Origin of the sequence: Ruegeria sp. HKCCA0370 (assembly GCF_013033705.1) — a bacterium.
GTDB lineage: Bacteria > Pseudomonadota > Alphaproteobacteria > Rhodobacterales > Rhodobacteraceae > Ruegeria.
The window spans coordinates 109,477-133,078 of the sequence record NZ_WQEP01000006.1; the positions used below are offsets into that span (position 1 = coordinate 109,477).

The following is a 23,602-nucleotide window of genomic DNA, read 5'->3' on the forward strand; positions in this document are numbered from 1 at the left end:
ATTACGGGGGGCTGTCAGCGTGTTACTTGGGCTGTGGGCCGCACCGGACTTCGAGCGTCGTCTGCCAGTCTTCCGAGCTGCTTGAGCTAGGATAGTAGCCGGGCGCGCTGCCTGAGTTCTGGGCAGCAGCCGTCAGGACATCGATGATCAGGGCTGCATTCTTGTCCACCCCCTGATAGCCGGTATCGCTGGCCAGAACGAAGGCCTCTTTACCCTGCTGTGCGCACCGTGCGTTGGCGGTTGAAATTGCAGATTCAAGTGAAGACTTCTCAGAATAACCGGTTCCTATAACTTTGATCTTGTTATCGTCGAGCGGAAGTACGGTCGCTTGCTCAGGCTCACAGGCTGACATAGCCAAAAGCGCAACACCCGCGACTGTTCCGACCCAAATTCGTTCCATGTTTTCAATCTTCTATAAAGGTACGTCGCTTATGCTGAACCGTCCGGTTCATTGCAACAGCTCATTTCACTGGTAGAAATACCACCTCCCCCTTGGTTTCATTGACTTCCCCGTGACACGGCGGCACAACCAGCCCATCACCATGTCATTGGGGGAGTTTTCCATGAAGAAAGTCTATGCCAATGCCACCGAGGCGCTCGATGGGGTGCTGTCGGATGGCATGCTGATTGCCGCAGGCGGGTTTGGCCTCTGCGGAATTCCGGAACTGTTGCTTGAGGCCATCAGGGACTCGGGCGTCAAAGACCTGAGCTTTGCGTCGAACAATGCCGGTGTGGACGATTTTGGAATCGGCATCCTGTTGCAGACCAAGCAGGTCAAAAAGATGATCAGCTCGTATGTCGGTGAAAACGCCGAGTTCATGCGCCAGTATCTGAGCGGTGAGCTGGAACTGGAATTCAACCCCCAAGGAACATTGGCCGAACGGATGCGCGCCGGTGGCGCGGGCATTCCGGGCTTCTATACCAAGACCGGCGTCGGCACCGTGATCGCCGAAGGGAAAGAGCACAAGGACTTCAACGGCGAGACCTACATTCTGGAAGAAGGCATTTTCGCCGATCTGGCCATCGTCAAAGCCTGGAAGGCTGACGACACCGGCAATCTGGTTTTCCGCAAGACCGCCCGTAATTTCAACGTTCCTGCTGCGACCTGTGGCAAGATCTGCGTTGCCGAAGTGGAAGAGATCGTTCCGCGTGGTTCGCTGGACCCCGACTGCATCCACCTGCCCGGTATCTATGTGCATCGCATCATTCAGGGCGAACACGAAAAGCGCATCGAACAGCGCACCACCCGCAAGAAGGAGGAAGCATAATGCCCTGGGACCGCAATCAGATGGCCGCACGCGCGGCAGAGGAACTGGAAGACGGCATGTATGTGAACCTGGGCATCGGGATCCCGACGCTGGTGGCAAACTATGTGGGTGACAAGGACATCACTCTGCAATCGGAAAACGGCATGCTGGGCATGGGCCCCTTCCCCTTTGAGGGCGAAGAAGACCCGGACCTTATCAATGCAGGCAAGCAGACGATCACCGAACTGTCCCGCACGGCCTATTTCGACAGTGCCACATCCTTCGCCATGATCCGCGGTGGCAAGATCGCTGCGGCGATTCTGGGTGCCATGGAAGTAGATGAGAAGGGCGATCTGGCAAACTGGATGATCCCCGGCAAGCTGGTGAAGGGCATGGGCGGCGCGATGGACCTGGTTGCAGGCGTGGGCCGAGTGATTGTCGTGATGGATCACACCAACAAGCATGGCGACAGCAAGGTCCTGAAGGAATGCACCCTGCCACTGACCGGAAAGGGCGTCGTGGATCGCATTATCACCAATCTTGGTGTGCTGGATGTGGTTGAAGGCGGTCTGAAAATCGTCGAACTGGCGGAAGGTGTCAGCGAAGACGAGCTGCGCGCCGCAACGGAAGCGACAATCGTTTCCTGATCAAATGGAAAGGCCCGCCGGATCACGGCGGGCCTTATTAGTTGGAAGTCTGAAAAACACAGCCATCGGAAATCAGGTCTGGCGGCGTTGCGCACAAAGCCCGCGCGATCTGAAACGCGGCGAGGACTTTTGGCACGTAGTCTCGAGTTTCAGCATAGGGTGGCACGCCACTGTGTTTGCGCACGGCCCCCTCTCCCGCGTTGTATCCAGCCAATACAAGTATTGGATCATTCCCGAACTCTTCCATCAGCCAGTTGAGGTATTTCACACCGCCCGCAATGTTCTCAGAGGGCTTAAGGCTGTCCTTTACTCCGAATCTGGCCGCTGTCGCGGGCATCAATTGCATGAGCCCCTGTGCGCCTGCGGAACTGACCGCGTCTGCACGTCCGGCCGATTCCACCGAGATGACCGCAAGCACCAGCGCTGGTGAAACATTAGTTCCCACAGTGGAACGGAGGATATCGATCCCGCGTTCCTTTGCGATATCTTGCAGCGATTGTAGTCGCGGTGATCTCACGTTGGTTGCGGCCAGCGCGTTGATCGCTGCGTCAAGCCGCCCGGCCCCGCGTTCATCAATGTGCGGTGAAATCCGGCTCCAGAAAGCCTTGTACGATCCTTTGGGATCTCGTTTGACTTCCGCACCCGGCGCTGGCAGCGGGGCGACTTTGGTACGCGCGATGATTTCCGGGACTACCAGTTCAGTGCCCGTGCTGGGCGCTGAAGGGTTGGCTGCGTGTTCTTCCGGAGTGATCTGCACGGTCACACGCGGACGTTCACCGGGTTTTGGGGCTTTGACGCGCTTGTATACGCCGCGCGGCTCTGTCTCGGTCGCATTTAAAGATGCGGTGCCCGATATCAGAAACGCCAGCACACCGGCGCATTGAAGTGCGTTCCGGAGATTCATTTGCCTGCCTCATGTTTTCTTTTTAGGCGATTTGAACCCCGAATCTTCCCGCAAGGCCAGAAAAACAAAGCGAAATGGGGCAGTTTCGCCTCATTTGGCGCAATTTTGCATCGCTATAGAGCCTTTGCTTCAACCGTTGTGATTTTTTTATCTTTTATTTTCATGATGTTATAAAAAATATAACCAAAAAGTTAAGCCGCGCGAAAAAAAATCTGTGTTTGGCCCAATTCCTGCCACGCCCAACGGTCAAACATAGTCCCATACCGAGACGGACATGAGCGGACTGAGAGAGAAAGCTCTGAAAGACGCCTAGGTTTGTTAAACTCTTTTTGATCCTTTAGGAGGGACGTAACATGATCAAGTTCATCAAGAACTTCCGCAAAGACGAAGACGGCGCAGTAACAGTTGACTGGGTTGTTCTGACCGCAGCAGTCATCGGCCTGGCCGCCGTTGCTTATCAGCAGATCTCGGCTGGCGCCACTGGCCTGGCAACCGGCGTAAACGAAGCGCTGAACGCCGCATCGCTGAGCACCGGCAGCAACACCGCGACAGGTGGTATCACCGGCGAAGGCAAAAGCAACTAAGTTGCTGATCTAGAGAATTTCCAAGGCCGCGCTCATCGGGCGCGGCCTTTTTTATGATCTGAAACTGCTCCATCCCAAGTTCGCTGGAGCCTGCCCGCGCGCAAGTTGTGAAGGCAATCGCGACGATCATGGCGTTTTGCTGTAATTGCCGCGTTTCTTCTGCCCCGATCAACTCGACCAACGCGCAAAACCTGGTAGGAACTCAAAATTTCCCTACGAAATCAATATTTAGCCCAACTTTCGCCATCCATGCGAACCAGTTTTAGGCCAACCTGTTGTTAGCACTGACGCGACGTATTTGGAGATAAGCACATGTTAAGGTTCCTTAATCAGTTCAAATCTGACGAAGCAGGAGCGGTGACAGTTGACTGGGTGGTGTTGACCGCAGTGGTCATAGGATTGTCGGGCGCGACCTACCTTGTAATAAGCTCAAGCGTCGACAGCATGGGCGGCAATATCAACGGGGCCATGAACAGCGCCGTCGTCAGCACCGGCTCGAATACTGCACCTTCTGGTATTATCACGGCGGGAACTGCCGGCGGCGGCTAAGTTGCAGCTGGTGCGCGCTCTGGCTGGTTTCCAAAAACGTCTTGCTTAACCCTTTCGAAGCAAAGCGCTGCGCCCGTTGGGTGCAGCGTTGTTTTGTTACGCTCGGTCCGCTGGCAATCATGGGAAAGGTAACAATAACCATGCGGAATTGTGCGGAAGAAGGCGCAGAAATCTGACAATCAGGCATTTTTGTCCCACATTTCGACACAATTTGCGGTTAGCAAATAGGCTGTTTCAATGTGGTTCCTTGGCCGCTAAGTATTCGACCAAACAAAAGAATGAGGTACACGCATGCGAGCAGTTTTCGGACTTGTCCTGATTGTCGGCGTTGCACTGGCCGGGGGCGCCGTATACATGGCGCGAAACTATATCGCGGCTTACCAAAGTGAACTGGCCCGCCAAAGGCTTGCTGCGGAAGAGGCTCTGGCCAATGCCAAAGTCGATGTTGTTCCGACAGTCACTGTATTGGTATCGAACCGCGCCCTTAAATACGGCGAGCGGTTGACGGAGGAAGATATCCGCGCAGTTGACTGGCCGGAAAACGCGATTCCGGAAGGTACATTCACAGAGCTCACAGCCCTGTTCCCCGAAAGCGGCGCAAATGAACGTTTCGTTTTGAGGGCAATGGAAAAAGACGAAGCGATCATGGAGGTCAAGATCACTCGTCCAGGCGAAAAGGCCGGCCTGACGTCACGTCTGGAAAAAGGTATGCGTGCCTTTGCGATCAGCGTTGACGTAGCTTCTGGCGTTTCAGGTTTCCTGCGGCCCGGCGACAGTGTCGACATCTATTGGACCGGTTCCAGTGGAACCATCGAAGGGAACAGCGGCGGAATTACCCGCCTGATCGAAACCAACGTGCAGCTCATTGCCGTCGATCAGACCGCTGGTTCAGACGTCACCAACACAACCATTGCACGTACAGTCACGGTCGCAGCCACACCTGAACAGGTCGCGGCTTTGGCACAGGCTCAGAACACGGGGCGTCTTTCCTTGGCTCTGGTTGGGGTACAGGATGAGTCCGTTGCCTCTACGATTGAAGTGGATCAGCGCAAGCTGTTGGGAATTCAAGAAGCCGCGCCGGAACCAGAAGCAAAAGCCGAAAGGGTATGCACGACACGTATTCGCCGCGGTGGCGAAATTGTAAATGTGCCTATCCCCTGCACAAATTGACGCCAATTCAGAACGTTACAGGTTCAGAGCCGCGCCCTTGGTGCGGCTCATTTTTTTGCGGATGTTGCCAATTCCCCACATAAGGAAACTTACGGAAACCATTGATTATTGCAATAAATTCGGATTTCGCGCAGTCTCTCCTCCCATAGGGCATAAGACCCAAAAAAACGAGGCGTGATCGGAGAGGCAGGTCACATGACAATACGTACCTGGATCAGCGCAACCCTGCTGGGGTTGTCGCTTGTTATGGGCCCCATTGGCGACACCGCCTGGGCTGAAACTTTGCGCGTGGTGAAAAAAGGGACTGTGGAAACACTGGACGTCCCGATGAACCGCGCAATCGTCGTAGAAAGCGAACAACCTTTCGCAGAGCTCAGCATTGCCAATGCCGGCATTGCAGACATCTCGTCGTTGTCGGAGCGCACGATCTATGTTCTAGGCAAGGCGCCTGGCCTGACCACGCTGACACTGTTTGACGGCGCGGGCAATCTTTTGGCCAATGTCCGCGTCAGGGTCGCACCGGATGTTACAGAATTCAAGGAACGTCTGCGTCAAATCCTGCCCAACGAACCAATCGAGGTTCGCACAGCCAATGATGGCATTGTTTTGTCCGGTACGATCTCCAGCTCGGCCAAACTGGCGCGCGCGCTGGAACTGGCTGAACGGTATGCCCCCGAGCGTGTCTCGAACCTGATGTCGGTCGGTGGTGTGCAGCAGGTCATGCTGAAGGTCCGCTTTGCAGAGATGAACCGCTCGGTCGCCAAAAGCCTGACAGCGTCGCTTGGCTTCGGTGGAAGCGACGTTACCGGAGGCTTTAACACGCTCAACAACCAGTTCGCACTGAACAACGCTTTGGCGAACAACATTCCGGCAGTTCAGGCCAATACCGGTGCCATCCTGTTTGGGTTTGGCGCGGGTTCGACGCAGGTTCGCCTGTTGCTGGAAGCTCTGGAAACCAAGGGGCTGGCCCGCAGCCTGGCCGAGCCGAATCTGTCCGCGCTGTCCGGCCAGGAGGCATCGTTCCTAGCCGGTGGCGAAGTTCCCATCCCGGTACCGCAGGATGACGGCGTTGTGGCCATCGAATACAAGGCCTTCGGCGTTGAAATGGACTTCATCCCACGCGTCGTGGATGGCGATCTGATCAACCTTGAGATGGGCACGGCTGTTTCGAGTATCGACAACAGCTCGGATTTTACCATCAACGGGGATTCGGTTCCTAGCTTCATCACCCGCAGGGCCAAAACAACGATTGAACTTCGCGATGGTGAAAGCTTTGCCATTGCAGGCCTGATCCAGGACGATTTCGCGGATCTGAGCAACCAGATCCCATGGTTGGGGGATGTGCCGGTTCTGGGCGCGTTGTTCCGCAGCGCCAACTACCAGCGCGAGCAAAGTGAACTCGTCGTTATCATCACCGCGCATCTGGTTTCACCGACTCGGGGCGAAACTCTTGCGCTTCCAACCGATCGGGTCAAACCGCCCAGCGAATTTGACTTGTTCTTGAACGGCCAGGTGGCGCGCACACAGCGCACGGGCGCCGGCGGAGCGTCAGAGGTTGCCAAGCAGAACTTCGGCAGCTCCTACGGCTACGTCCTAGATTGATCAGGAGGATAGGACCAATGCATAAGTGGATCATCACACTGGGTCTTTCGGTCGCTGTCGCCGCATGCACCCGCGAGGCCGGGTACGAGATCGATACAGGCACTTTCGGAAACGCGACGCTCAACAACGTCCAGGTACAAAGCGGCGAATTAACCTACGCGCAGATTCTCAGCCGCCGGTTTGCCGCGGATGTACCCAGCCAGGTAAACTTTGCGTTCAACAGCTCGCAACTCGATGCTTCGGCTCAGCGCATTCTTTTGCAACAGGCTGACTGGATCAAGCAGTTCCCCGAGGCCCGGTTCCGCGTTTACGGACATACGGATGCTGTGGGGTCGGCCAGCTACAACAAAAGCCTTGGCCTTCGCCGCGCTCAAGCAGTCGTCGCGTTTTTGGGGCAGCAGGGTATCTCGCGCTCACGGCTTGAGGCGGTGGTATCGTTTGGCAAAACGCAACCGTTGATCGCAACGCAAAACCGGGATCGCAGGAATCGCAGAACGGTCACTGAAGTTTCGGGATTCGTTGATCGCAACCCGCAGCTTCTGGACGGCAAGTACGCTCAGATCATTTACCGCGAATATGTGGAAAGTGCGACCGCTGTAAGCCAGATTCAGGAAGTGAACGCCCAAGACGCTGGCAGCGGTGGATAATACGTTTGAAATGGGCGACATCGTCGCCCATTTCCCTACAATTGGTTCTTTTGCGCCCAATTCTCGCCCAACTTCAAAGCAACATTGTGAACAATAGGGTGACCTGCGGCCAAATTTGACCGTATTGGGGCGACAGCACATCAATCTGGCGGATTTCGTTCATATGACATGCTGAGCCCTCACGACGAGGATAGTGTTTATGACCAGCGCGACGCCGCAAGACGACAATACTGCAATCTTGGCCTGCACCATCAGTCGGGATGTTCAGAATTTCGACCTTCTGATCGAAGACATGGAAGCCATCTTGGGCGAACGCTGGGGAGATCTGGGATTTGCAGAAGCGTTGGCCTTTTTCAGCCAACCCGAAGCTGAAACGCTGGAATTCGTAGCACTGGCGATCGACGGAGAAGACGAAGACAACCTTTCTCTGCTAGGTGAGATAATCACTCAAGCCAATGAAAAGAAAGTAAAAGTCGTTCTGATCGCCGAGGATGTTACTCCGGCATCCCTGCACCAACTGCTACGCAAGGGTGCTGACGAGTTCGTGCCCTATCCTCTTCCCGAAGGCGAATTGCAGGAAGCCATTGAGCGTATGAAGCAGCCCGACCCGGTTGCCGTTGCGCAAGCAGCCGCCGTTCCTTTGGCCGGCGGCGCGTCCAAAGAAGGCGCTTTGTTTGTCGTTCAGGGCCTGGCAGGTGGTGTCGGTGCAACGACACTGGCCGTTAACCTGGCCTGGGAACTGGCCTGTGCCTCTGACAAAGACGCGCCGACCGTGTGTCTGATCGATCTGGACCTGCAATACGGGACCGTTTCCACCTATCTGGATCTGCCGCGACGAGAGACCGTGTTTGAAATGCTGTCGGACACCGATGCGATGGACAGCGAAGTATTCTCGCAAGCCCTTCAAACATATGAAGAAAAGCTTCAGGTTTTAACCGCACCCTCCGATATGGTGCCACTGGACTTGATCACTCCGGAAGACATTCAGCGCGTGATCGACATGGCGCGCGCGCATTTCGACTATGTCATTGTCGACATGCCAAAAACGCTGGTCCTGTGGTCGGAAACAGTTTTGCAGGCCGCCCATGTGTATTTCGCCCTGATCGAGCTGGACATGCGGTCCGCCCAGAATGCCCTGCGTCTGAAGCGTGCGTTGCAGGCAGAGGAACTGCCATTCAACAAGCTGCGTTTTGCGTTGAACCGAGCGCCGAAATTTACCGATCTGAACGGGAAAAGCCGCGTGAAACGCATGGGGGAAAGTCTTGGAATCTCCATCGACCTGCTGCTGCCTGATGGTGGCAAACCGGTCATGCAAAGTGGGGATCATGGTCTGCCTCTGGCAAATGCGGCCGCCAAGAACCCGTTGCGCCGGGAAATCGCAAAGCTGGCGAAGTCGCTTCACAGCCTCGGCAGCAGTGCCGAAGAAGCTGCGTAACATCATCCCAAAGGGGGGATAAGCCGTGTTTTCAAGATACAAAAAGCAACCTGCAGCGCAGCCCGTCAAAACGCCGGCACAACCGGCTGAAACAACGGCGTCTTCCGCACAGGCGACACCTGTTGCGACCGCGGTGGCACGCAAACCCGTGAAAAAGATTGCAGGTGAGGTCGCAAGTTCAGACAAAGACCGCAAACGCAAGGAGCGGTTGGGTGAGATCAAGATCGAACTGCACCGCGAGCTGCTGGAGAACCTGAACCTGGCAGCGCTGGAAAACGCCGGCGAAGCCGAGTTGCGCACTGAAATCAGTGCTATCGCCAGTGAAGTTCTGGAAACACGAAACATTGTTCTGAACCGCGAAGACCGGTCCCAACTGAACAAGGAACTGTATGACGAGGTGACGGGCCTTGGCCCGCTTGAGGCGCTGCTTCAGGACGATTCGGTCAACGATATTCTGGTGAATGGTCCACAACAGATTTTTGTGGAACGTGCCGGCAAGCTGGAACTCAGCGACATTACCTTCAAGGATGAAAAGCACCTGATGCGGATCATCGACAAGATCGTGTCCGCCGTGGGCCGCCGCGTCGATGAATCCAACCCGTATGTTGACGCCCGTCTGGCCGATGGATCGCGTTTCAATGCCATGGTGCCTCCGATCGCGGTGGACGGATCGCTTGTTTCCATTCGTAAATTCAAGAAAGACAAGCTGGGAATTGACGACCTGGTCAATTTCGGTGCGTTCACCGAAGAAATGGCCGCGTATTTGCAGGCCGCCGTGTCCACCCGACTGAATATCATCGTTTCCGGGGGTACGGGTTCGGGTAAAACAACCACTCTCAACGCCCTGTCCAGTTTCATCGACGATGCCGAGCGGATCCTGACCATCGAGGACACGGCGGAACTTCAGCTGCAACAGACGCATGTGGGTCGGATGGAAAGCCGCCCGCCCAACGTGGAAGGCAAAGGTGAAGTCAGCCCGCGCGACTGTCTGAAAAACGCCCTGCGTATGCGTCCTGACCGCATCATCGTGGGTGAGACACGCGGCGCCGAGGTCATCGACATGTTGCAGGCCATGAACACCGGTCACGACGGATCGATGACCACGATTCACGCCAACTCGGCCCGTGACGGCATTTCACGTCTGGAAAACATGATCGCGATGGCCGGGATCGAAATGCCGATCAAGGCGGTCCGCAGTCAGATCGCCTCGGCTGTGAACCTGATCGTGCAGGCCAGCCGCCTACAGGACGGTTCACGCCGGATGACCTCGATCACCGAGATCACCGGGATGGAAGGGGACGTGATTTCCATGCAGGAAATCTTTCGTTTTCAACGCGTTGGCCTGACACCAGACAACAAGATCATCGGGCATTTCACCGCCACTGGCGTCCGCAGCCACTATTCGGAACGGTTCCGTCTGTGGGGCTTTGACTTGCCAGCGTCCATCTACGACCCAACCACAATGTAGGAGAACCAGGTATGCAATTGCCTATGGAGGCGATCATTTATGTCGCCATCTTTGTGGGGGTTCTTGCCTTGGTCGAGGGCATCTATCTTGTCGCCTTCGGCAAGTCCATCAGCCTGAACAGCCGGGTCAACCGACGCCTGGATATGCTGGAAAAGGGTGCCGGACGCGAACAGGTGCTGGAGCAGCTGCGCAAAGAGATGCAGCAGCATATGAAATCGCAGAGCATTCCTCTGTACTCACTTCTTGCTGACAAGGCGCAAAAGGCTGCAATCGCGTTCTCTCCACGTCAATTGATTATGATCATGGGTCTGGTATCAGCCATGGCCTTTGTCGGTTTGAGCATTGGCACCGCAACGGACACGGCACTTCGTATCGTTGTTTCCATCGCAATCGGCATCGGCGGCGTTTACGCCTGGGTCAACCACAAGGCCAAGAAACGCATGGGTATGATCGAAGAACAACTGCCCGATGCGGTTGAGCTGATGGTTCGATCTCTGCGTGTTGGCAATCCATTTGTGTCGACGATTCAGGTGGTTGCAAACGAAGTTCAGGATCCGCTGGGAACCGAATTTGGCGTTATCGCTGATGAATGTGCCTATGGTCGCGATGTGGGCGAGGCGCTGAAGGACATGGCTGAACGATTGGACATGCAGGATATGCGCTTTCTTGCCGTAGCCGTGGGTATTCAGCAGCAATCCGGCGGCAACCTTGCCGAAATTCTGGCCGGATTGGCAAAGGTGATCCGCGCTCGTTTTCGCCTGTTCCGTCGCGTCAAGGCGATTACGGCCGAGGCACAATGGTCCGGCAAGTTCCTGTCCGGGTTTCCCGTTGCCTGTCTGATTTTTATCCTGGTCAAAGACCCGGGCTATTACGACGAGGTGCTGGATCACCCATGGTTTATTCCCGCGTGTTTTGTTGTCGCCATCCTGCTGACATTGAACCTGATCGTCATGAAAATCATCACCAACATCAAGGTCTGAGGGCAGCACAATGGAATTCCTGACCAGCATCAATGACCTGTTAACCCAACATCTGGGCGAATTCGGCCCCCTTATCATTGTCGGCGTACTTGGCCTGCTGATGGTTCTGGTCGCTGTCACACTGATGATGAAGCAGCCGGAAGACCCGCTGAAGAAACTGCAAAGATCGAATGCGGCTCCTCCAAAGCAGAAAAAAGGGAAGAAAGAGCAGCTTCGAAACTCAAGCCGAAACGAGCAGCTTGAGAAGTTCGCAACATTCCTTGAGCCCAAGAACGAAGAAGAATACTCGGCCGTCGAGCTGAAGCTGCGCCAGGCGGGCTACAGGTCGAAGGATTCGGTTCGGTTCTTCCACTTTGCGCAGTTTTCCTTGGGTATCCTTGGTATTTTCATTGGTGTACTGCTGGTCACGGTCTTTTCCGGCGGCCAGGAATTTACCGGAACACAGATGATGATCCGGGTGCTTGTCCCCGGTGCGATTGGCTATTTCGCTCCAAAATACTGGATCACGCGCAGGGTTGAAGAACGGAAGGAAGCAATTACCGCTGGCTTTCCTGATACGCTCGATTTGATGCTGGTCTGTGTCGAGGCCGGTCAATCGCTTGATCAGGCCATCGTTCGCGTTGCCAGCGAAATGAGTGCGTCATATCCGGATATCGCGCAGGAATTCGAAACTGTCGCGCACGAAATGAAGGCTGGTAAGGACAAGGACACCGTCCTGCGTGATTTCGGCGTGCGATGTGGTGTGCAGGATGTGAACTCTTTTGTCACCGTTATGATCCAATCGGCGACATTTGGTACATCGATTGCCGAGGCGTTGCGGGTTTACGCCGGCGAGATGCGCGACAAACGCGTGATGCGCGCCGAGGAGGCCGCGAACAAGTTGCCGACCAAGATGACTCTTGTCACAATGATGCTGACGGTCCCGCCGCTGCTGATTATTCTGGTTGGCCCGTCGGCGAATGTTATTTCGAGTTTTGGACGCTAGGTCGGATAGAACCATATGAAAGCTGAATTCAGGTGCTTCCCTTCCGGGTTTCGCCGAATGCTCCGGGCCACCATGGTTTTTGCCATGGTGGCTTCTTGCACAGAAGGCCTGTCATCCAACGGATTGGATGCACCGGGAATTGACGCCAAGGGTCAGGCAGAGGACAACATCGAGGTCGGAAACAGATTGATGGCCGCCGGAGAATACGAACTGGCGCTTGAAACCTTTACCCGGGCCGCGCTTGAACAGGGTATGACGCCCCAGGTCCTAACCTCTCTGGGTACCGCAAATGTGGGGCTACGCCGCTTGGGACAGGCCGAAAAACTGCTGCGCAGAGCCGTCGAAGACGACACGGACTGGCCGGTGGCCTGGAACAATCTCGGTGTCCTGCTGATGGAAAAACAGGAATACCCCGAGGCCGCGCAAGTGTTTCAGCGGGCCTATGCGCTGGACAATGGCGAAAGTGACGCAATCCGGGACAATCTGCGCTTAGCGCTCGCAAAAATGGAAAATCCTGTTAATAATACCCCACAAGAACAACAAGAATACACACTGGAGCAGCTTGGCGACGGGCAATTCACGCTACGCAAGATCCAGTAATTGAGGCGAGAGCAGTAAAGGACGCAAAAAATGCGCCAGCAATTCTTGATTCCGACTGTTGTTATCAGTGGTCTGATCCTTTCGGCCTGTGCAAAGGAAACCGAAGAGGAAAAGGTTGAACGAACGTTTCAGGAAGTGAACGTTATTGACGAAACAAACCTGAACGATGTGCTTCTGAGCGCCGCAGATCCAAACGAGGCGGTGACCTATTTCCATGGTGCGGCACTCAAGAACCCGGACCGGATCGATCTTCAGCGCGGACTGGCAATTTCTTTGGGCCGCGCCAAACGCACGACCGAGGCCGTGACCGCATGGAAGCGCGTCACAACGATGAAGGGCACGAACGCCGCGGACAAGGTTGAATACGCGGACGCCTTGGTCCGAAACGGCGACTGGTCGCAGGCCAAAACGGTTCTGGATTCGGTTCCCCCCACCTTTGAAACCTTCAAACGGTATCGCCTCGAGGCAGTCGTCGCGGATTCCCGGAAAGAGTGGAAACGCGCGGATCATTTCTATGAAACCGCTGTCGGGCTGACGACACGTCCGGGCAGTGTGATGAACAACTGGGGCTATTCCAAATTGACTCGCGGCGAATATGCCGAAGCGGAGCGGTTGTTCTCGGAAGCGATCCGACAGGACAATTCGCTGTTTACCGCCAAGAACAACCTGGTTTTGGCCCGATCGGCGCAAGGCAACTACAGCCTGCCAGTCGTCCCGATGACTCAGGTCGAGCGGGCGCGTCTGCTCAACACGATGGGTATTTCGGCAGTCAAACAGGGCGATATCACCACAGCCAAGAACCTGTTCCGCGAAGCCATTTCAACCCACCCGCAGCATTTCGACGAGGCGGTCCGCTCGCTTCGGGCGCTTGAAGGGGCCTGACACATGCAAATACCCGCAGTGGCAGCGGCCTGGTTTCTGCCGTTTGTGCTGCCGATCTGCTTTTACGTGGCCTTCACGGATATGCGTGAGATGCGGATCAAGAACCATGCAGTCCTTGCGCTGACGCTGGTTTACATCGTGATAGGTCTGATCGCCATTCCACCCTGGTCCACAGGCAGCCTCAGCGGCAATCTGGGGCCGGTCACCGTGTCTATGCCGGTCTATTTCTGGCAATTGCTGCATATTGTCGTGGTTTTGGTTACTGGCATCTTTCTGAATGCCGCGGGCACAATGGGCGCTGGCGATGCCAAATTTCTGGCCGCCGCTTCGGCGTTTGTCTGGCTGGGCGATCTGAGAATAATACTGATGATCCTGACCGCCTGTGTTCTGGCTGCCGTGGTCACACATCGTTTGGCCAAAATCACAAGGCTGCGCACGATCGCGCCGCATTGGGAAAGCTGGAGCCGGGGCAAGCAGTTTCCGATGGGTTTCGCCTTGGGCGGATCATTGGCCATGTACCTGATTTTGGGTACTGTTCTCGGATCGTAAACTATCATCAGCGCGCCTTGTCGCTGCCTTTGTCCCGCCACAAAGCTGGTTCATTTTTCTTCAAGACGCCCTTTTTCGGGTTCTTGGCGTGACAAATTGATGGACGAGCACCGCGCATGAATATGCAGAATTCCTCTGTTATGGCCCCCCCTGCCCCCAAGGGTTTGGGCGAAATGAAGCTTCCGCTTGTAATGATGCGGGACATCCTTCTGAAGACGGTTTTTCGTAAAAACGCGAGCACGGTTTCAGAAGTGGCCGAAGCGATCTGTCTCCCGGGATCGGTAACTCAGGAACTGGTCGATATCGCGCGCGATCAGAAACTGCTTGAAGCGACCGGGACACTGAACGCCAATAGCGGCAATGAGATGGGGTATCAGCTGACCGATGCAGGCAAGGCCCGCGCGCTGGATGCGCTGAGCCAATCCGAATATTTCGGCGCGATGCCGGTGCCGCTGGATGTCTATCGCGAGCAGGTCAAACGCCAGTCGATCCGAAATATTCAAGTCACGCGAGAGCAACTGGTTGGCGCAATGGGTCATCTCGTTCTGCCCGACAGCCTGCTGGACCATCTGGGCCCGGCGGTTAGCGCGGGCCGGTCGATTCTGATGTACGGTCCTCCGGGCAACGGTAAATCCTCAATCTCGAACGGCATCCGGGATGCGTTGGGTGACAACGTCTATGTGCCCTACGCTATCGAATATGCGGGGCAGGTGATCACGGTCTATGACCCGATCGTGCACACGGCGATCGAACAGGAGCCGGACGACCCCAACAGCCTGCGTCGTCGCAAGCGGTTCGATTCTCGCTATGTTCAGTGTGAACGCCCCACCGTCGTAACCGGTGGTGAGCTCTCGCTCAGTATGTTGGATCTGGTCTATAACCCGACCGCCCGAACCTATCAGGCCCCGTTGCAGCTGAAATCCACCGGTGGCATTTTCATCGTAGATGACCTTGGCCGTCAGGCCGAACCGCCGCAGGCGCTGGTCAACCGTTGGATTGTCCCGCTTGAAGAAAACAAGGATATCCTCGGCCTGCAATCAGGTGAAAAGTTCGAAGTTCCGTTTGACACGCTGGTCATCTTCTCGACCAACTTCCACCCCAATGAGATCTTCGACCAAGCGGCCTTGCGCCGGATCTTCTTCAAGATCAAGATTGACGGCCCCAATCAGGAGAACTTTCTGAAAATCTTTGCCATGGTGGCCCGCAAACGTGGAATGCCGCTGGACGAGGCGGCATTGGTGCACCTCTTGAAGGTCAAGTACCCGACTATCAACAATATTTATGCCAACTACCAACCGATCTTCCTGATTGATCAGATGATCTCGATCTGCGAGTTCGAAGGCATCCCTTATCAGATGAGCCCGGACCTGATTGACCGTGCCTGGGCCAACATGTTCGTAAAAGACGAGAAAATCGTTAAATAACGCCGTGCCAATCCCTCCTCCGGGCGGGTAATCTGCAACCATGACGCAGATTCCCGCTCGGATTGGTACGTGGTTCTCCTCCAAAGGCTGGTCCATCCACCCGCATCAGAAAGAGATGTTCGACCGGGCGGAGGAGCCGGCAACCCTGCTGATCGCCCCAACCGGTGGCGGCAAGACCATGGCCGGATTTCTGCCTTCCCTGTCCGAGCTGGCCGACGGTGGCCACAACGGTTTGCATACACTCTATGTCTCGCCGCTCAAGGCGCTGGCAGCGGATATCAAACGTAACCTGCGCACCCCGGTGGAAGAGATCGGCCTGCCCATTCGGATCGAGGATCGCACCGGTGACACCTCGGCCACGCAGAAAAAACGCCAAAGGGCCGATCCACCCCATATCCTGCTGACCACACCGGAAAGTCTGGCACTGCTGACCTCGTACGAAGATGCGCCGCGCATGTTCGATGGGGTACAGCGGATCATCGTCGACGAAATCCACGCGCTGGCGGAAAGCAAGCGCGGCGATCAGCTGATGCTGGCCCTGGCACGCCTTCAGCGCCTCAACCCGGGTCTACGTCGTGTAGGCCTGTCAGCCACAGTCGAAGACCCCGCGGCAATTGCCGGCTTTCTGGCGCGCCACCCGGACCCCTGCCGGATTGTGCAGGCCGATCCCGGCCCGGACCCAGACATCCAGATGTTGGAAACAACGGAAATGCCGCCCTGGTCCGGCGGAGGCGCGGCCTATTCGATTCCGGCTGTGCTGGACCAGATCCGGCGGCACAAGACCACGCTGATCTTTCACAACACCCGCGCGCAGGCCGAGATCTACTTTCACAATCTGTGGCTGGCGAATGACGACGGCCTGCCCATCGGCATCCATCATGGCAGCCTTGACCGACAGCAACGCGAGCGGGTCGAGGCCGCGATGGTGCGTGGCGAATTGCGTGCCATCGTCTGCACCGGCAGCCTCGATCTGGGCATTGATTGGGGCGATGTCGATTTGGTGATTCAGATCGGTGCGCCCAAGAACGTCAAGCGGCTGGTGCAAAGGATTGGTCGGGCCAACCACCGCTACAACGCGCCTTCCAAGGCGCTGCTGGTTCCTGCGAACCGTTTTGAGGTTGTCGAATGCGTCGCTGCGCTCGAGGCTGCCAAAGCCCATGAACTGGACGGAGAACCCCGAGGCCCCGGCCCCCGCGATGTGTTGTGCCAGCACATTCTGATTGCGGCCTGTGCCGGGCCCTTTGACGCTGATGATCTATATGCCGAGATGACATCCGCCGGACCTTACGCACAGTTGACCCGACCGGAATTTGACGCCTGTCTGGATTTCTGTGCCACCGGCGGCTACGCCTTGCGCGCCTATGATCGATGGCAAAGGTTGCAGAAGCGTGCCGACGGGCAATGGCAATTGCGCGATCCTCGCGCAGCGTCGCGCATTCGCATGAATCTGGGCACGATTCAGGACACGGATACACTCAAAGTTCGCCTTAAACGCAGCCGTGGCGGTAAACCGTTGGGCGAAGTCGAGGAAGCCTTTGCTGCTTCGCTGACCTCCGGCGATACCTTCCTGATCGGCGGACAGATCGTACGGTATGAAGGTCTGCGCGAAATGGTGGTCGAAGTCAGCCGTCGCGCCGATCGCAAACCAAAGATCGCGACCTTCTCGGGCACGAAATTTGCGACCTCAACGCAACTCAGCGACCGCATTCTGCGCATGTTCGCCCAAACTGACTGGCCGCACCTGCCCTCCCATACGGCTGATTGGCTGGACTTGCAGCGTCAAATGTCCCGCCTGCCTCAACGGGATCGTCTGCTGATCGAAAGCTTTCCAAGCGACGGGCGAGAGCATCTGTGCGTATACGGATTCGCTGGCCGCAACGCGCAACAAACACTGGGGCTGCTGTTGACCAAGCGGATGGAGGATACCGGTTTGGCGCCGCTGGGGTTTGTCGCCACAGACTATGCCACGCTGATTTGGGGTTTGGATGCGGTCACTGACCCACGCCCTTTGTTTCAACCCGAAGCGCTGCGTGACGGGCTGGACACATGGCTGGCAGGCAACGCAGTCATGAAGCGTACCTTTCGCGCGTCGGCCACGATTGCCGGTCTGATCGAACGCAACATGGCCGGGCAACGGAAAACCGGGCGGCAAGCCACGTTTTCGTCAGATATTCTCTATGACACTTTGCTGAAATATGATCCCGATCATCTGTTGATGCAGATCACCCGCGAAGAAGCCATGCGCGGGTTGGTTGACTTCGGTCGGATCGAGGCAATGCTGGCGCGCATCGGCGACCGCATCGACCTGCTGCGTCTAGATCGCGTTTCCCCACTGGCCGCGCCGCTGTTTCTTGAGGTCGGAAAGGTGCCTGTCAAAGGGGCCGCCGAGGAAAGGCTGCTTGCAGAAGAAAGCGCACGCCTGCTGGAAGCCGCCGGGTTGGACCAGCTTTGATCCCCTTGCGCAAGATGTCGAATCAGGCCAAGAACGTATCATGAACGTGTGCAAGTTTTCCTTTGCAGGCCAGCAACTCGATGCGTTGCCGTCTGGCGCATTATGGTGGCCGGCGCGGCAACTGCTCTGTGTTTCGGACCTGCATCTGGGAAAATCCGAACGTATGGCCCGTCGGCGCGGGGCTACGCTGCCGCCTTATGACAGTCGCGAAACGCTTGACCGGCTGGCCCGCGATCTGGAACACACCAACGCCGAAACCGTCATCTGCCTAGGTGACAGCTTTGACGATCTCGAAGCGGCCCAAGCCTTGCCCGACGCAGAAGGGTTGAGGATTGCGACTTTGCAGGCCGGGCGCCATTGGATCTGGATCGAAGGCAATCACGATCCCGGCCCGATCGAGATGGGGGGCTCTCATCTGGTCGAATGGCAGTGCGGCCCTCTCGTCTTTCGTCACATCGCCCAGGATCGGCCGCAAGGTGAAATTTCGGGCCATTTTCATCCGAAAGCACAGATTCGGACGAAAGGCAGGCACATTTCACGACCTGCCTTTCTGCTGGACAGAAATCGGCTGATCCTGCCTGCCTACGGAACTTACACCGGGGGGTTGCGCAGTTCGGATCGGGCACTTTCCGATCTTTTGGGCGCGGACGCCATGGCCATTCTGACGGGCCAGCAACCACAGATGATTCCAATGCCGCGTTGAGTTCAGATCAACCCGTCTTCTTCCAACTTCGGTTTGTACTTGCGGCTTACTGGAACCAGATCGCCGTTCATCAGGCGCAAAAAAGTTTTGCCCCCCGATTTTTCAACCCCAACGATTGATGCGTCCACCACCCAATGTGAACGGTGCGAACAGTGTCCGGGAACCGGCTCCATCTCGGCAATTGCGTCCGTAAAGCGCGAGCGGACCGTGAACGTGCCTTCCGAAGTGACAATATCCACATTGTGATCCCTGACCGTCAAACGATGGATTTGACCATGGAAGTCAGGCGGCAGACGCCTGATCAGGCGCGGCCTCTCGGTTTCAGGTGTCGAGGCCATCAATGGGTTCAGATCATTGCGTTGCACAAGAACCAAGCCCGTTGCAAACAGGACCCCATATACCGCCACGGTCTGGGCGCCTGGTGCCATGTGACCTCCGCAGGTGAACAGGATCCATGCCAACATCCAAAGGGACGGCGTGAACAGAACCAGGATCAGTGCCGCGAATGCCAGATCACGGACGGGAACATTCAACAGAACGGGGTTTTTCTGCATCAAGTTGCGCGCCAACCCGGTGACTGTCAGGGCAAGAACCATCACCCCGGTCCAGAAAAGAAGACGCAAACCGAAGCTCAGATCCGCGACCAGAAACGGAGGAAACGCGTAAGCAAGCAATGGAAGAAAGACAAGGCCCGCCGTCACTCGCTGTGGGGTACAAGCATTCCGAATAGTGTTTATCCCAGACGTCATACCGCTTTTGTGCATGACTTAACAAAATTCAACCTTAGCACGACAAGCACTGAAGCACCTTACCTGTAACCAACTGGGAATACAGGGATATCACGATTTTTTAAGCTGTCAAACCTATTCAGGGCAAATTGACTGGAGCGTCCGATGATTGTCCCGCGAAGTCATGCACAACCGAGGAATGTGCCGGGCCGACAAGATCGACCCGACCAGATTACCTTACGCCGTCAAACCTTCTGGTTCGGGCAGAGCGTTGGCGCGGCAGCACGCAGTCAAAGTGTTGGCCAACAGGCATGCAATGGTCATCGGACCTACACCCCCCGGAACCGGAGTGATGGCGCCAGCACGCTGGGACGCGCTGGCATAGTCCACATCCCCGACCAGCTTGTTCTTTCCGTCGCGTTCGATGCGGTTTATGCCTACATCGATCACGGTCGCGCCTTCCTTGATCCAGTCACCCGGCACCATTTCCGGACGCCCCACGGCAGCCACGACGATGTCGGCGCGGCGTACGACGTCCGGCAGATCCTTGGTGCGCGAATGTGCGATGGTCACGGTGCAGCTATCGCCCAGCAGCAGCTGCGCCATCGGTTTACCCACAATGTTCGAGCGGCCGATCACAACCGCGTCCATGCCGGAAAGCGAGCCGTGGTGGTCACGCAGCATCATCAGGCAGCCCAGCGGGGTGCAGGGCACCATCGACTTCTGACCGGTGCCCAGCAGGCCCACGTTCGAAATGTGGAAGCCATCCACATCCTTGGCCGGGTCGATCGAGTTGATCACCAGATCCTCGTTCAGGTGTTTGGGCAACGGCAACTGGACCAGAATGCCATGCACGGCCAGGTCGTTGTTCAGCTTGTCAATCAGCGCCAGCAGATCTTCCTCGGATGTATCGACGTCCAGCTTGTGCTCGTACGAATTCATGCCGACTTCAACGGTCATTTTGCCCTTCGAACGGACATAGACCTGGCTGGCGGGGTCTTCGCCCACAAGAACCACGGCCAGGCCGGGGGTGATGCCGTTTTCTTCTTTCAGCTTTGCGACCTGATCGGCAACTTGACCGCGCACTTTTGCGGCAAAGGCCTTACCGTCGATAACCTGAGCTACCATACTTCGATCCCTTCTTTCAAAAAACGGATCGGGCGCACAGAACGCCCGGTCAGTCAGTCGGTGCCAATCACGCGCTCTTCGCGTGCAATCGACCAGTCAATCAATATGCGCCATAGCTTCTCGGCCAGATCCGGGTCCATCCCCAGCGCGTCCGAACTTGCACGCACGCGTTGCACCACCTCTTCGACACGTTCCGGGATTCGGGCCGGAAGGCCCTCGCCCGGTTTCAGCTGCGACGCGCGGTCAATATATGTCGCGCGCGTTACCAACATTTCGATCAGTTGGCGATCCAGCTTGTCGATCTCAGCCCGCAGCTCCTGCATCGTGTTGCAGTTCTGAGGCGGTGTCAGAGTGGGCATCGTCATCTCCTCATGGCCCGGGAATGAATCCCCGGACCACGAGATGTCCTATTCGGCGGCTTAGAACAAGCCCTCGATCTCACCTGCGTCATTGAGGCAGATGGTTTCGGCAGCCGGCTTGCGGGGCAGACCAGGCATGGTCATGATCTCGCCGCAGACGACCACGATGAAGCCCGCGCCCGCGCTCAGGCGTACCTCGCGCACCGGAACCGAATGGCCCGTAGGTGCACCGCGCAGCGATGGGTCGGTCGAGAAGGAATACTGCGTCTTGGCCATGCAGACCGGCAGGTTGCCATATCCGGCTTCTTCCCATTCACGCAGCTGGTTGCGGATCTTGTTGTCAGCCAGAACCTCGTCAGCGCGGTAGATGCGCTTGGCGATGGTTTCGATCTTCTCGAACAGAGGCATATCGTCGGGGTAGATCGGTGCGAAGTTCGCGGTGCCACCTTCGACGATTTCGACGACTTTCTCAGCCAACGGCGCAGACCCTTCGGAACCCAGTTCCCAGTGACGCGACAGAACCGCCTCGACGCCGTGCTCGCCGCAATAGTCTTTCACCGCCTGAACTTCGGCATCGGTATCGGTGACGAAGTGGTTGATGGCGACGACAACCGGTACACCGAAGGATTTCACGTTCTCGATGTGACGGCCCAGGTTGGCACAGCCTGATTTGACGGCCTCAACGTTTTCCGCACCCAGATCGGCCTTGGCAACGCCGCCGTTCATCTTCATCGCGCGCACGGTCGCAACCAGAACAACTGCCGACGGGGCAATGCCCGCCTTGCGGCATTTGATGTTCATGAACTTCTCGGCACCCAGATCCGCACCGAAACCGGCTTCGGTCACGACATAGTCGGCGACTTTCAGAGCGGTCTTGGTCGCGATGACCGAGTTACAGCCATGCGCGATGTTCGCGAACGGGCCGCCATGGACGAAGGCCGGGTTGTTTTCCAGCGTCTGCACCAGGTTCGGCTGCATCGCGTCCTTCAGCAGAACGGTCATTGCGCCTTCGGCCTTGATGTCACGGCAGTAGACCGGTGTCTTGTCGCGGCGATAAGCAACGATGATGTCGCCCAGACGCTTTTCCAGGTCTTTCAGGTCGTTCGCCAGACAGAGGATCGCCATGACTTCGGACGCTACGGTGATGTCAAAACCTGCCTCACGCGGGAAGCCGTTCGACACACCACCCAAGCTGGCGGTGATCTGACGCAGGGCACGGTCGTTCATGTCGACCACACGGCGCCATGCGACGCGGCGGGTGTCGATCTCCTGCTCGTTGCCCCAGTAGATGTGGTTGTCGATCATCGCCGACAGCAGCGAGTGAGCAGAGGTGATGGCGTGGAAGTCACCGGTGAAGTGCAGGTTCATCTCTTCCATCGGAACGACCTGCGCATAGCCGCCACCCGCAGCGCCGCCCTTCATACCGAAGTTCGGGCCAAGCGAGGCTTCGCGGATACAGATCATCGCGTTCTTGCCGATGCGGTTGAGACCGTCACCCAGACCCACTGTGGTCGTGGTCTTGCCCTCACCTGCCGGGGTCGGGTTGATGGCAGTCACCAGGATCAGCTTGCCGTCTTCGCGGTCCTGCACCGAGTTGATGAAGTTCTGGCTGACCTTCGCCTTGTCATGGCCGTAAGGCAGCAGATCCGCAGAGTCGATGCCGATCTTGGCACCGATTTCCTGAATCGGCTTTTTGTTCGCTTCGCGGGCGATTTCGATATCGGATTTGTAGCTCATTGGCCGGGGTCCTTGATTGAATACCGTGCAAAACCGACGCGGGGCGTCGGCGCTGTGCATTCCATACCCTTGTGTACAATCCCGATAGCCATGGATTCCGACATTCTGGCGTCGCGAAGCGTCGTAAGTTCGTTTCAGGGGTTTCTAATCGGAAACAAGCCTGTTTTCACAAACCCACGCAGGTTGATCCGGAACAAACAGTTTCAGCCGATCCCCCAGTTGAATGCGCCCCGGGCGTTCGACCCATCCCGTGACGCCCCGACGCCCGACCGCCGCAGGTTTGAAAGCCGCGCCATGCCCCGGTTGATCCGCTTCGATCTCGCGCCCCGGCAGAACACAAGGGGCGTTTTCCATGTCCACCGTTATCGTCGCCCCGCTTGTTGCCTGAAGACGTGAAGACGGGGGGATATGTGAAAAATCCGGGATTCCGCGCAGCACAATGGAAGCCCCAAGATAGGACGGATCAAGCTGATCCAACCCCATGTCCTGCGCAATTTGCTGCAACTCCTCCTCGGACAAAACTGAAAGCTGACGCACGTTGCGAATTTCAGTGCCTTTCGGGTAAAGGTTCGAGACCCTGACACAGGACGCCCGATTAAGGCCTTCGTGGCGCTCACCCTTCACGCCGTCAAAACCCAGATCCAGCGTGTCAACAGCCTTGGCCCGTAAAGGGGGTCCCGCAGAGACATGGCCAAGCCAGACTGCTTCGGCGGCAAATTCGGTTTCACGCAAAAATGGCATAGCCTTCCCTTTTCGCTCTTTTTCTTGCGTGCATATTGCCAGGCAAAACACCGATGAAAAGAAAAAAGACCCGGACTATGC

24 protein-coding genes are annotated in these 23,602 nt (G+C 56.7%); 17 read left to right on the forward strand and 7 right to left on the reverse strand.

What is annotated here, in order from left to right:
* Window positions 1-22: 22 nt before the first annotated feature.
* Window positions 23-400 (reverse strand): hypothetical protein, encoded by a 378-nt coding sequence (locus GOW31_RS13825; RefSeq protein WP_171170838.1) that lies wholly within the window; start codon window positions 398-400, stop codon window positions 23-25.
* 163 nt (window positions 401-563) lie between these two features.
* On the opposite strand from GOW31_RS13825, the gene GOW31_RS13830 reads away from it, so the two are divergent.
* Window positions 564-1,268, forward strand: a complete 705-nt coding sequence (locus tag GOW31_RS13830; protein WP_152457253.1) for a CoA transferase subunit A — start codon at window positions 564-566, stop codon at window positions 1,266-1,268.
* Window positions 1,268-1,894 carry a CoA transferase subunit B gene (locus tag GOW31_RS13835; protein ID WP_152457252.1) on the forward strand — a complete coding sequence of 209 codons (627 nt, stop codon included), beginning with the start codon at window positions 1,268-1,270 and terminating at the stop codon, window positions 1,892-1,894. Before GOW31_RS13830 ends, GOW31_RS13835 begins: the two co-directional genes overlap by 1 nt.
* A gap of 37 nt (window positions 1,895-1,931) precedes the next feature.
* Here the strand turns inward: GOW31_RS13835 and GOW31_RS13840 are convergent, their stop codons facing one another.
* Window positions 1,932-2,798 (reverse strand): lytic transglycosylase domain-containing protein, encoded by an 867-nt coding sequence (locus GOW31_RS13840; protein ID WP_171170840.1) that lies wholly within the window; start codon window positions 2,796-2,798, stop codon window positions 1,932-1,934.
* A gap of 353 nt (window positions 2,799-3,151) precedes the next feature.
* Between GOW31_RS13840 and GOW31_RS13845 the strand changes: the two genes are divergently transcribed.
* The 15 genes from GOW31_RS13845 to pdeM all read left to right on the forward strand — a co-directional run bounded on the left by GOW31_RS13845 (window position 3,152) and on the right by pdeM (window position 18,828).
* On the forward strand, window positions 3,152-3,382 hold the full coding sequence (locus GOW31_RS13845; protein ID WP_117869713.1) for a Flp family type IVb pilin: 231 nt from the start codon (window positions 3,152-3,154) through the stop codon (window positions 3,380-3,382).
* A 312-nt stretch (window positions 3,383-3,694) separates the two neighbouring features.
* Window positions 3,695-3,931: a hypothetical protein gene (locus GOW31_RS13850; protein WP_171170690.1), complete on the forward strand. Its 237-nt coding sequence runs from the start codon at window positions 3,695-3,697 to the stop codon at window positions 3,929-3,931.
* A gap of 291 nt (window positions 3,932-4,222) precedes the next feature.
* Window positions 4,223-5,101, forward strand: coding sequence for a Flp pilus assembly protein CpaB (gene cpaB / locus GOW31_RS13855; protein ID WP_152457249.1), 879 nt, complete (start codon window positions 4,223-4,225; stop codon window positions 5,099-5,101).
* Between the two features lie 195 nt (window positions 5,102-5,296).
* Entirely contained in the window at window positions 5,297-6,703 is a 1,407-nt protein-coding gene (locus GOW31_RS13860) for a type II and III secretion system protein family protein (RefSeq protein ID WP_152457248.1), read from the forward strand.
* Window positions 6,704-6,720: 17 nt separating this feature from the next.
* A complete protein-coding gene (locus GOW31_RS13865) occupies window positions 6,721-7,350 on the forward strand; it encodes an OmpA family protein (protein ID WP_152457247.1) in 630 nt (209 codons plus the stop codon).
* Between the two features lie 199 nt (window positions 7,351-7,549).
* Window positions 7,550-8,785 carry an AAA family ATPase gene (locus tag GOW31_RS13870; RefSeq protein ID WP_152457246.1) on the forward strand — a complete coding sequence of 412 codons (1,236 nt, stop codon included), beginning with the start codon at window positions 7,550-7,552 and terminating at the stop codon, window positions 8,783-8,785.
* 25 nt (window positions 8,786-8,810) lie between these two features.
* Window positions 8,811-10,253: a CpaF family protein gene (locus GOW31_RS13875; RefSeq protein ID WP_171170842.1), complete on the forward strand. Its 1,443-nt coding sequence runs from the start codon at window positions 8,811-8,813 to the stop codon at window positions 10,251-10,253.
* Between the two features lie 11 nt (window positions 10,254-10,264).
* Window positions 10,265-11,233 carry a type II secretion system F family protein gene (locus GOW31_RS13880; RefSeq protein WP_152457244.1) on the forward strand — a complete coding sequence of 323 codons (969 nt, stop codon included), beginning with the start codon at window positions 10,265-10,267 and terminating at the stop codon, window positions 11,231-11,233.
* Window positions 11,234-11,243: 10 nt separating this feature from the next.
* Window positions 11,244-12,218, forward strand: a complete 975-nt coding sequence (locus GOW31_RS13885; RefSeq protein ID WP_171170844.1) for a type II secretion system F family protein — start codon at window positions 11,244-11,246, stop codon at window positions 12,216-12,218.
* A 57-nt stretch (window positions 12,219-12,275) separates the two neighbouring features.
* The gene (locus GOW31_RS13890) at window positions 12,276-12,818 is read left to right on the forward strand and encodes a tetratricopeptide repeat protein (protein ID WP_371419729.1); all 543 of its coding nucleotides are present in this window, start codon (window positions 12,276-12,278) and stop codon (window positions 12,816-12,818) included.
* 30 nt (window positions 12,819-12,848) lie between these two features.
* Window positions 12,849-13,700, forward strand: a complete 852-nt coding sequence (locus GOW31_RS13895; protein WP_171170846.1) for a lipopolysaccharide assembly protein LapB — start codon at window positions 12,849-12,851, stop codon at window positions 13,698-13,700.
* Between the two features lie 3 nt (window positions 13,701-13,703).
* The gene (locus GOW31_RS13900) at window positions 13,704-14,249 is read left to right on the forward strand and encodes a prepilin peptidase (protein WP_171170848.1); all 546 of its coding nucleotides are present in this window, start codon (window positions 13,704-13,706) and stop codon (window positions 14,247-14,249) included.
* A 116-nt stretch (window positions 14,250-14,365) separates the two neighbouring features.
* Window positions 14,366-15,673, forward strand: a complete 1,308-nt coding sequence (locus GOW31_RS13905) for an ATPase (protein WP_152457240.1) — start codon at window positions 14,366-14,368, stop codon at window positions 15,671-15,673.
* 40 nt (window positions 15,674-15,713) lie between these two features.
* The gene (locus GOW31_RS13910) at window positions 15,714-18,125 is read left to right on the forward strand and encodes a ligase-associated DNA damage response DEXH box helicase (protein WP_171170850.1); all 2,412 of its coding nucleotides are present in this window, start codon (window positions 15,714-15,716) and stop codon (window positions 18,123-18,125) included.
* 40 nt (window positions 18,126-18,165) lie between these two features.
* Window positions 18,166-18,828, forward strand: coding sequence for a ligase-associated DNA damage response endonuclease PdeM (gene pdeM, locus GOW31_RS13915; protein ID WP_171170852.1), 663 nt, complete (start codon window positions 18,166-18,168; stop codon window positions 18,826-18,828).
* Between the two features lie 2 nt (window positions 18,829-18,830).
* On the opposite strand, the gene GOW31_RS13920 is transcribed toward pdeM, so the two are convergent.
* The 5 genes from GOW31_RS13920 to GOW31_RS13940 all read right to left on the reverse strand — a co-directional run bounded on the left by GOW31_RS13920 (window position 18,831) and on the right by GOW31_RS13940 (window position 23,521).
* Entirely contained in the window at window positions 18,831-19,529 is a 699-nt protein-coding gene (locus tag GOW31_RS13920; protein WP_371813767.1) for a LytTR family DNA-binding domain-containing protein, read from the reverse strand.
* A gap of 264 nt (window positions 19,530-19,793) precedes the next feature.
* On the reverse strand, window positions 19,794-20,684 hold the full coding sequence (gene folD, locus GOW31_RS13925; protein WP_171170857.1) for a bifunctional methylenetetrahydrofolate dehydrogenase/methenyltetrahydrofolate cyclohydrolase FolD: 891 nt from the start codon (window positions 20,682-20,684) through the stop codon (window positions 19,794-19,796).
* 53 nt (window positions 20,685-20,737) lie between these two features.
* The gene (locus GOW31_RS13930; protein WP_171117503.1) at window positions 20,738-21,043 is read right to left on the reverse strand and encodes a chorismate mutase; all 306 of its coding nucleotides are present in this window, start codon (window positions 21,041-21,043) and stop codon (window positions 20,738-20,740) included.
* A gap of 60 nt (window positions 21,044-21,103) precedes the next feature.
* Entirely contained in the window at window positions 21,104-22,780 is a 1,677-nt protein-coding gene (locus GOW31_RS13935) for a formate--tetrahydrofolate ligase (RefSeq protein ID WP_171170859.1), read from the reverse strand.
* A 144-nt stretch (window positions 22,781-22,924) separates the two neighbouring features.
* On the reverse strand, window positions 22,925-23,521 hold the full coding sequence (locus tag GOW31_RS13940) for an MOSC domain-containing protein (protein WP_171170861.1): 597 nt from the start codon (window positions 23,519-23,521) through the stop codon (window positions 22,925-22,927).
* Between the last annotated feature and the right edge of the window lie 81 nt (window positions 23,522-23,602).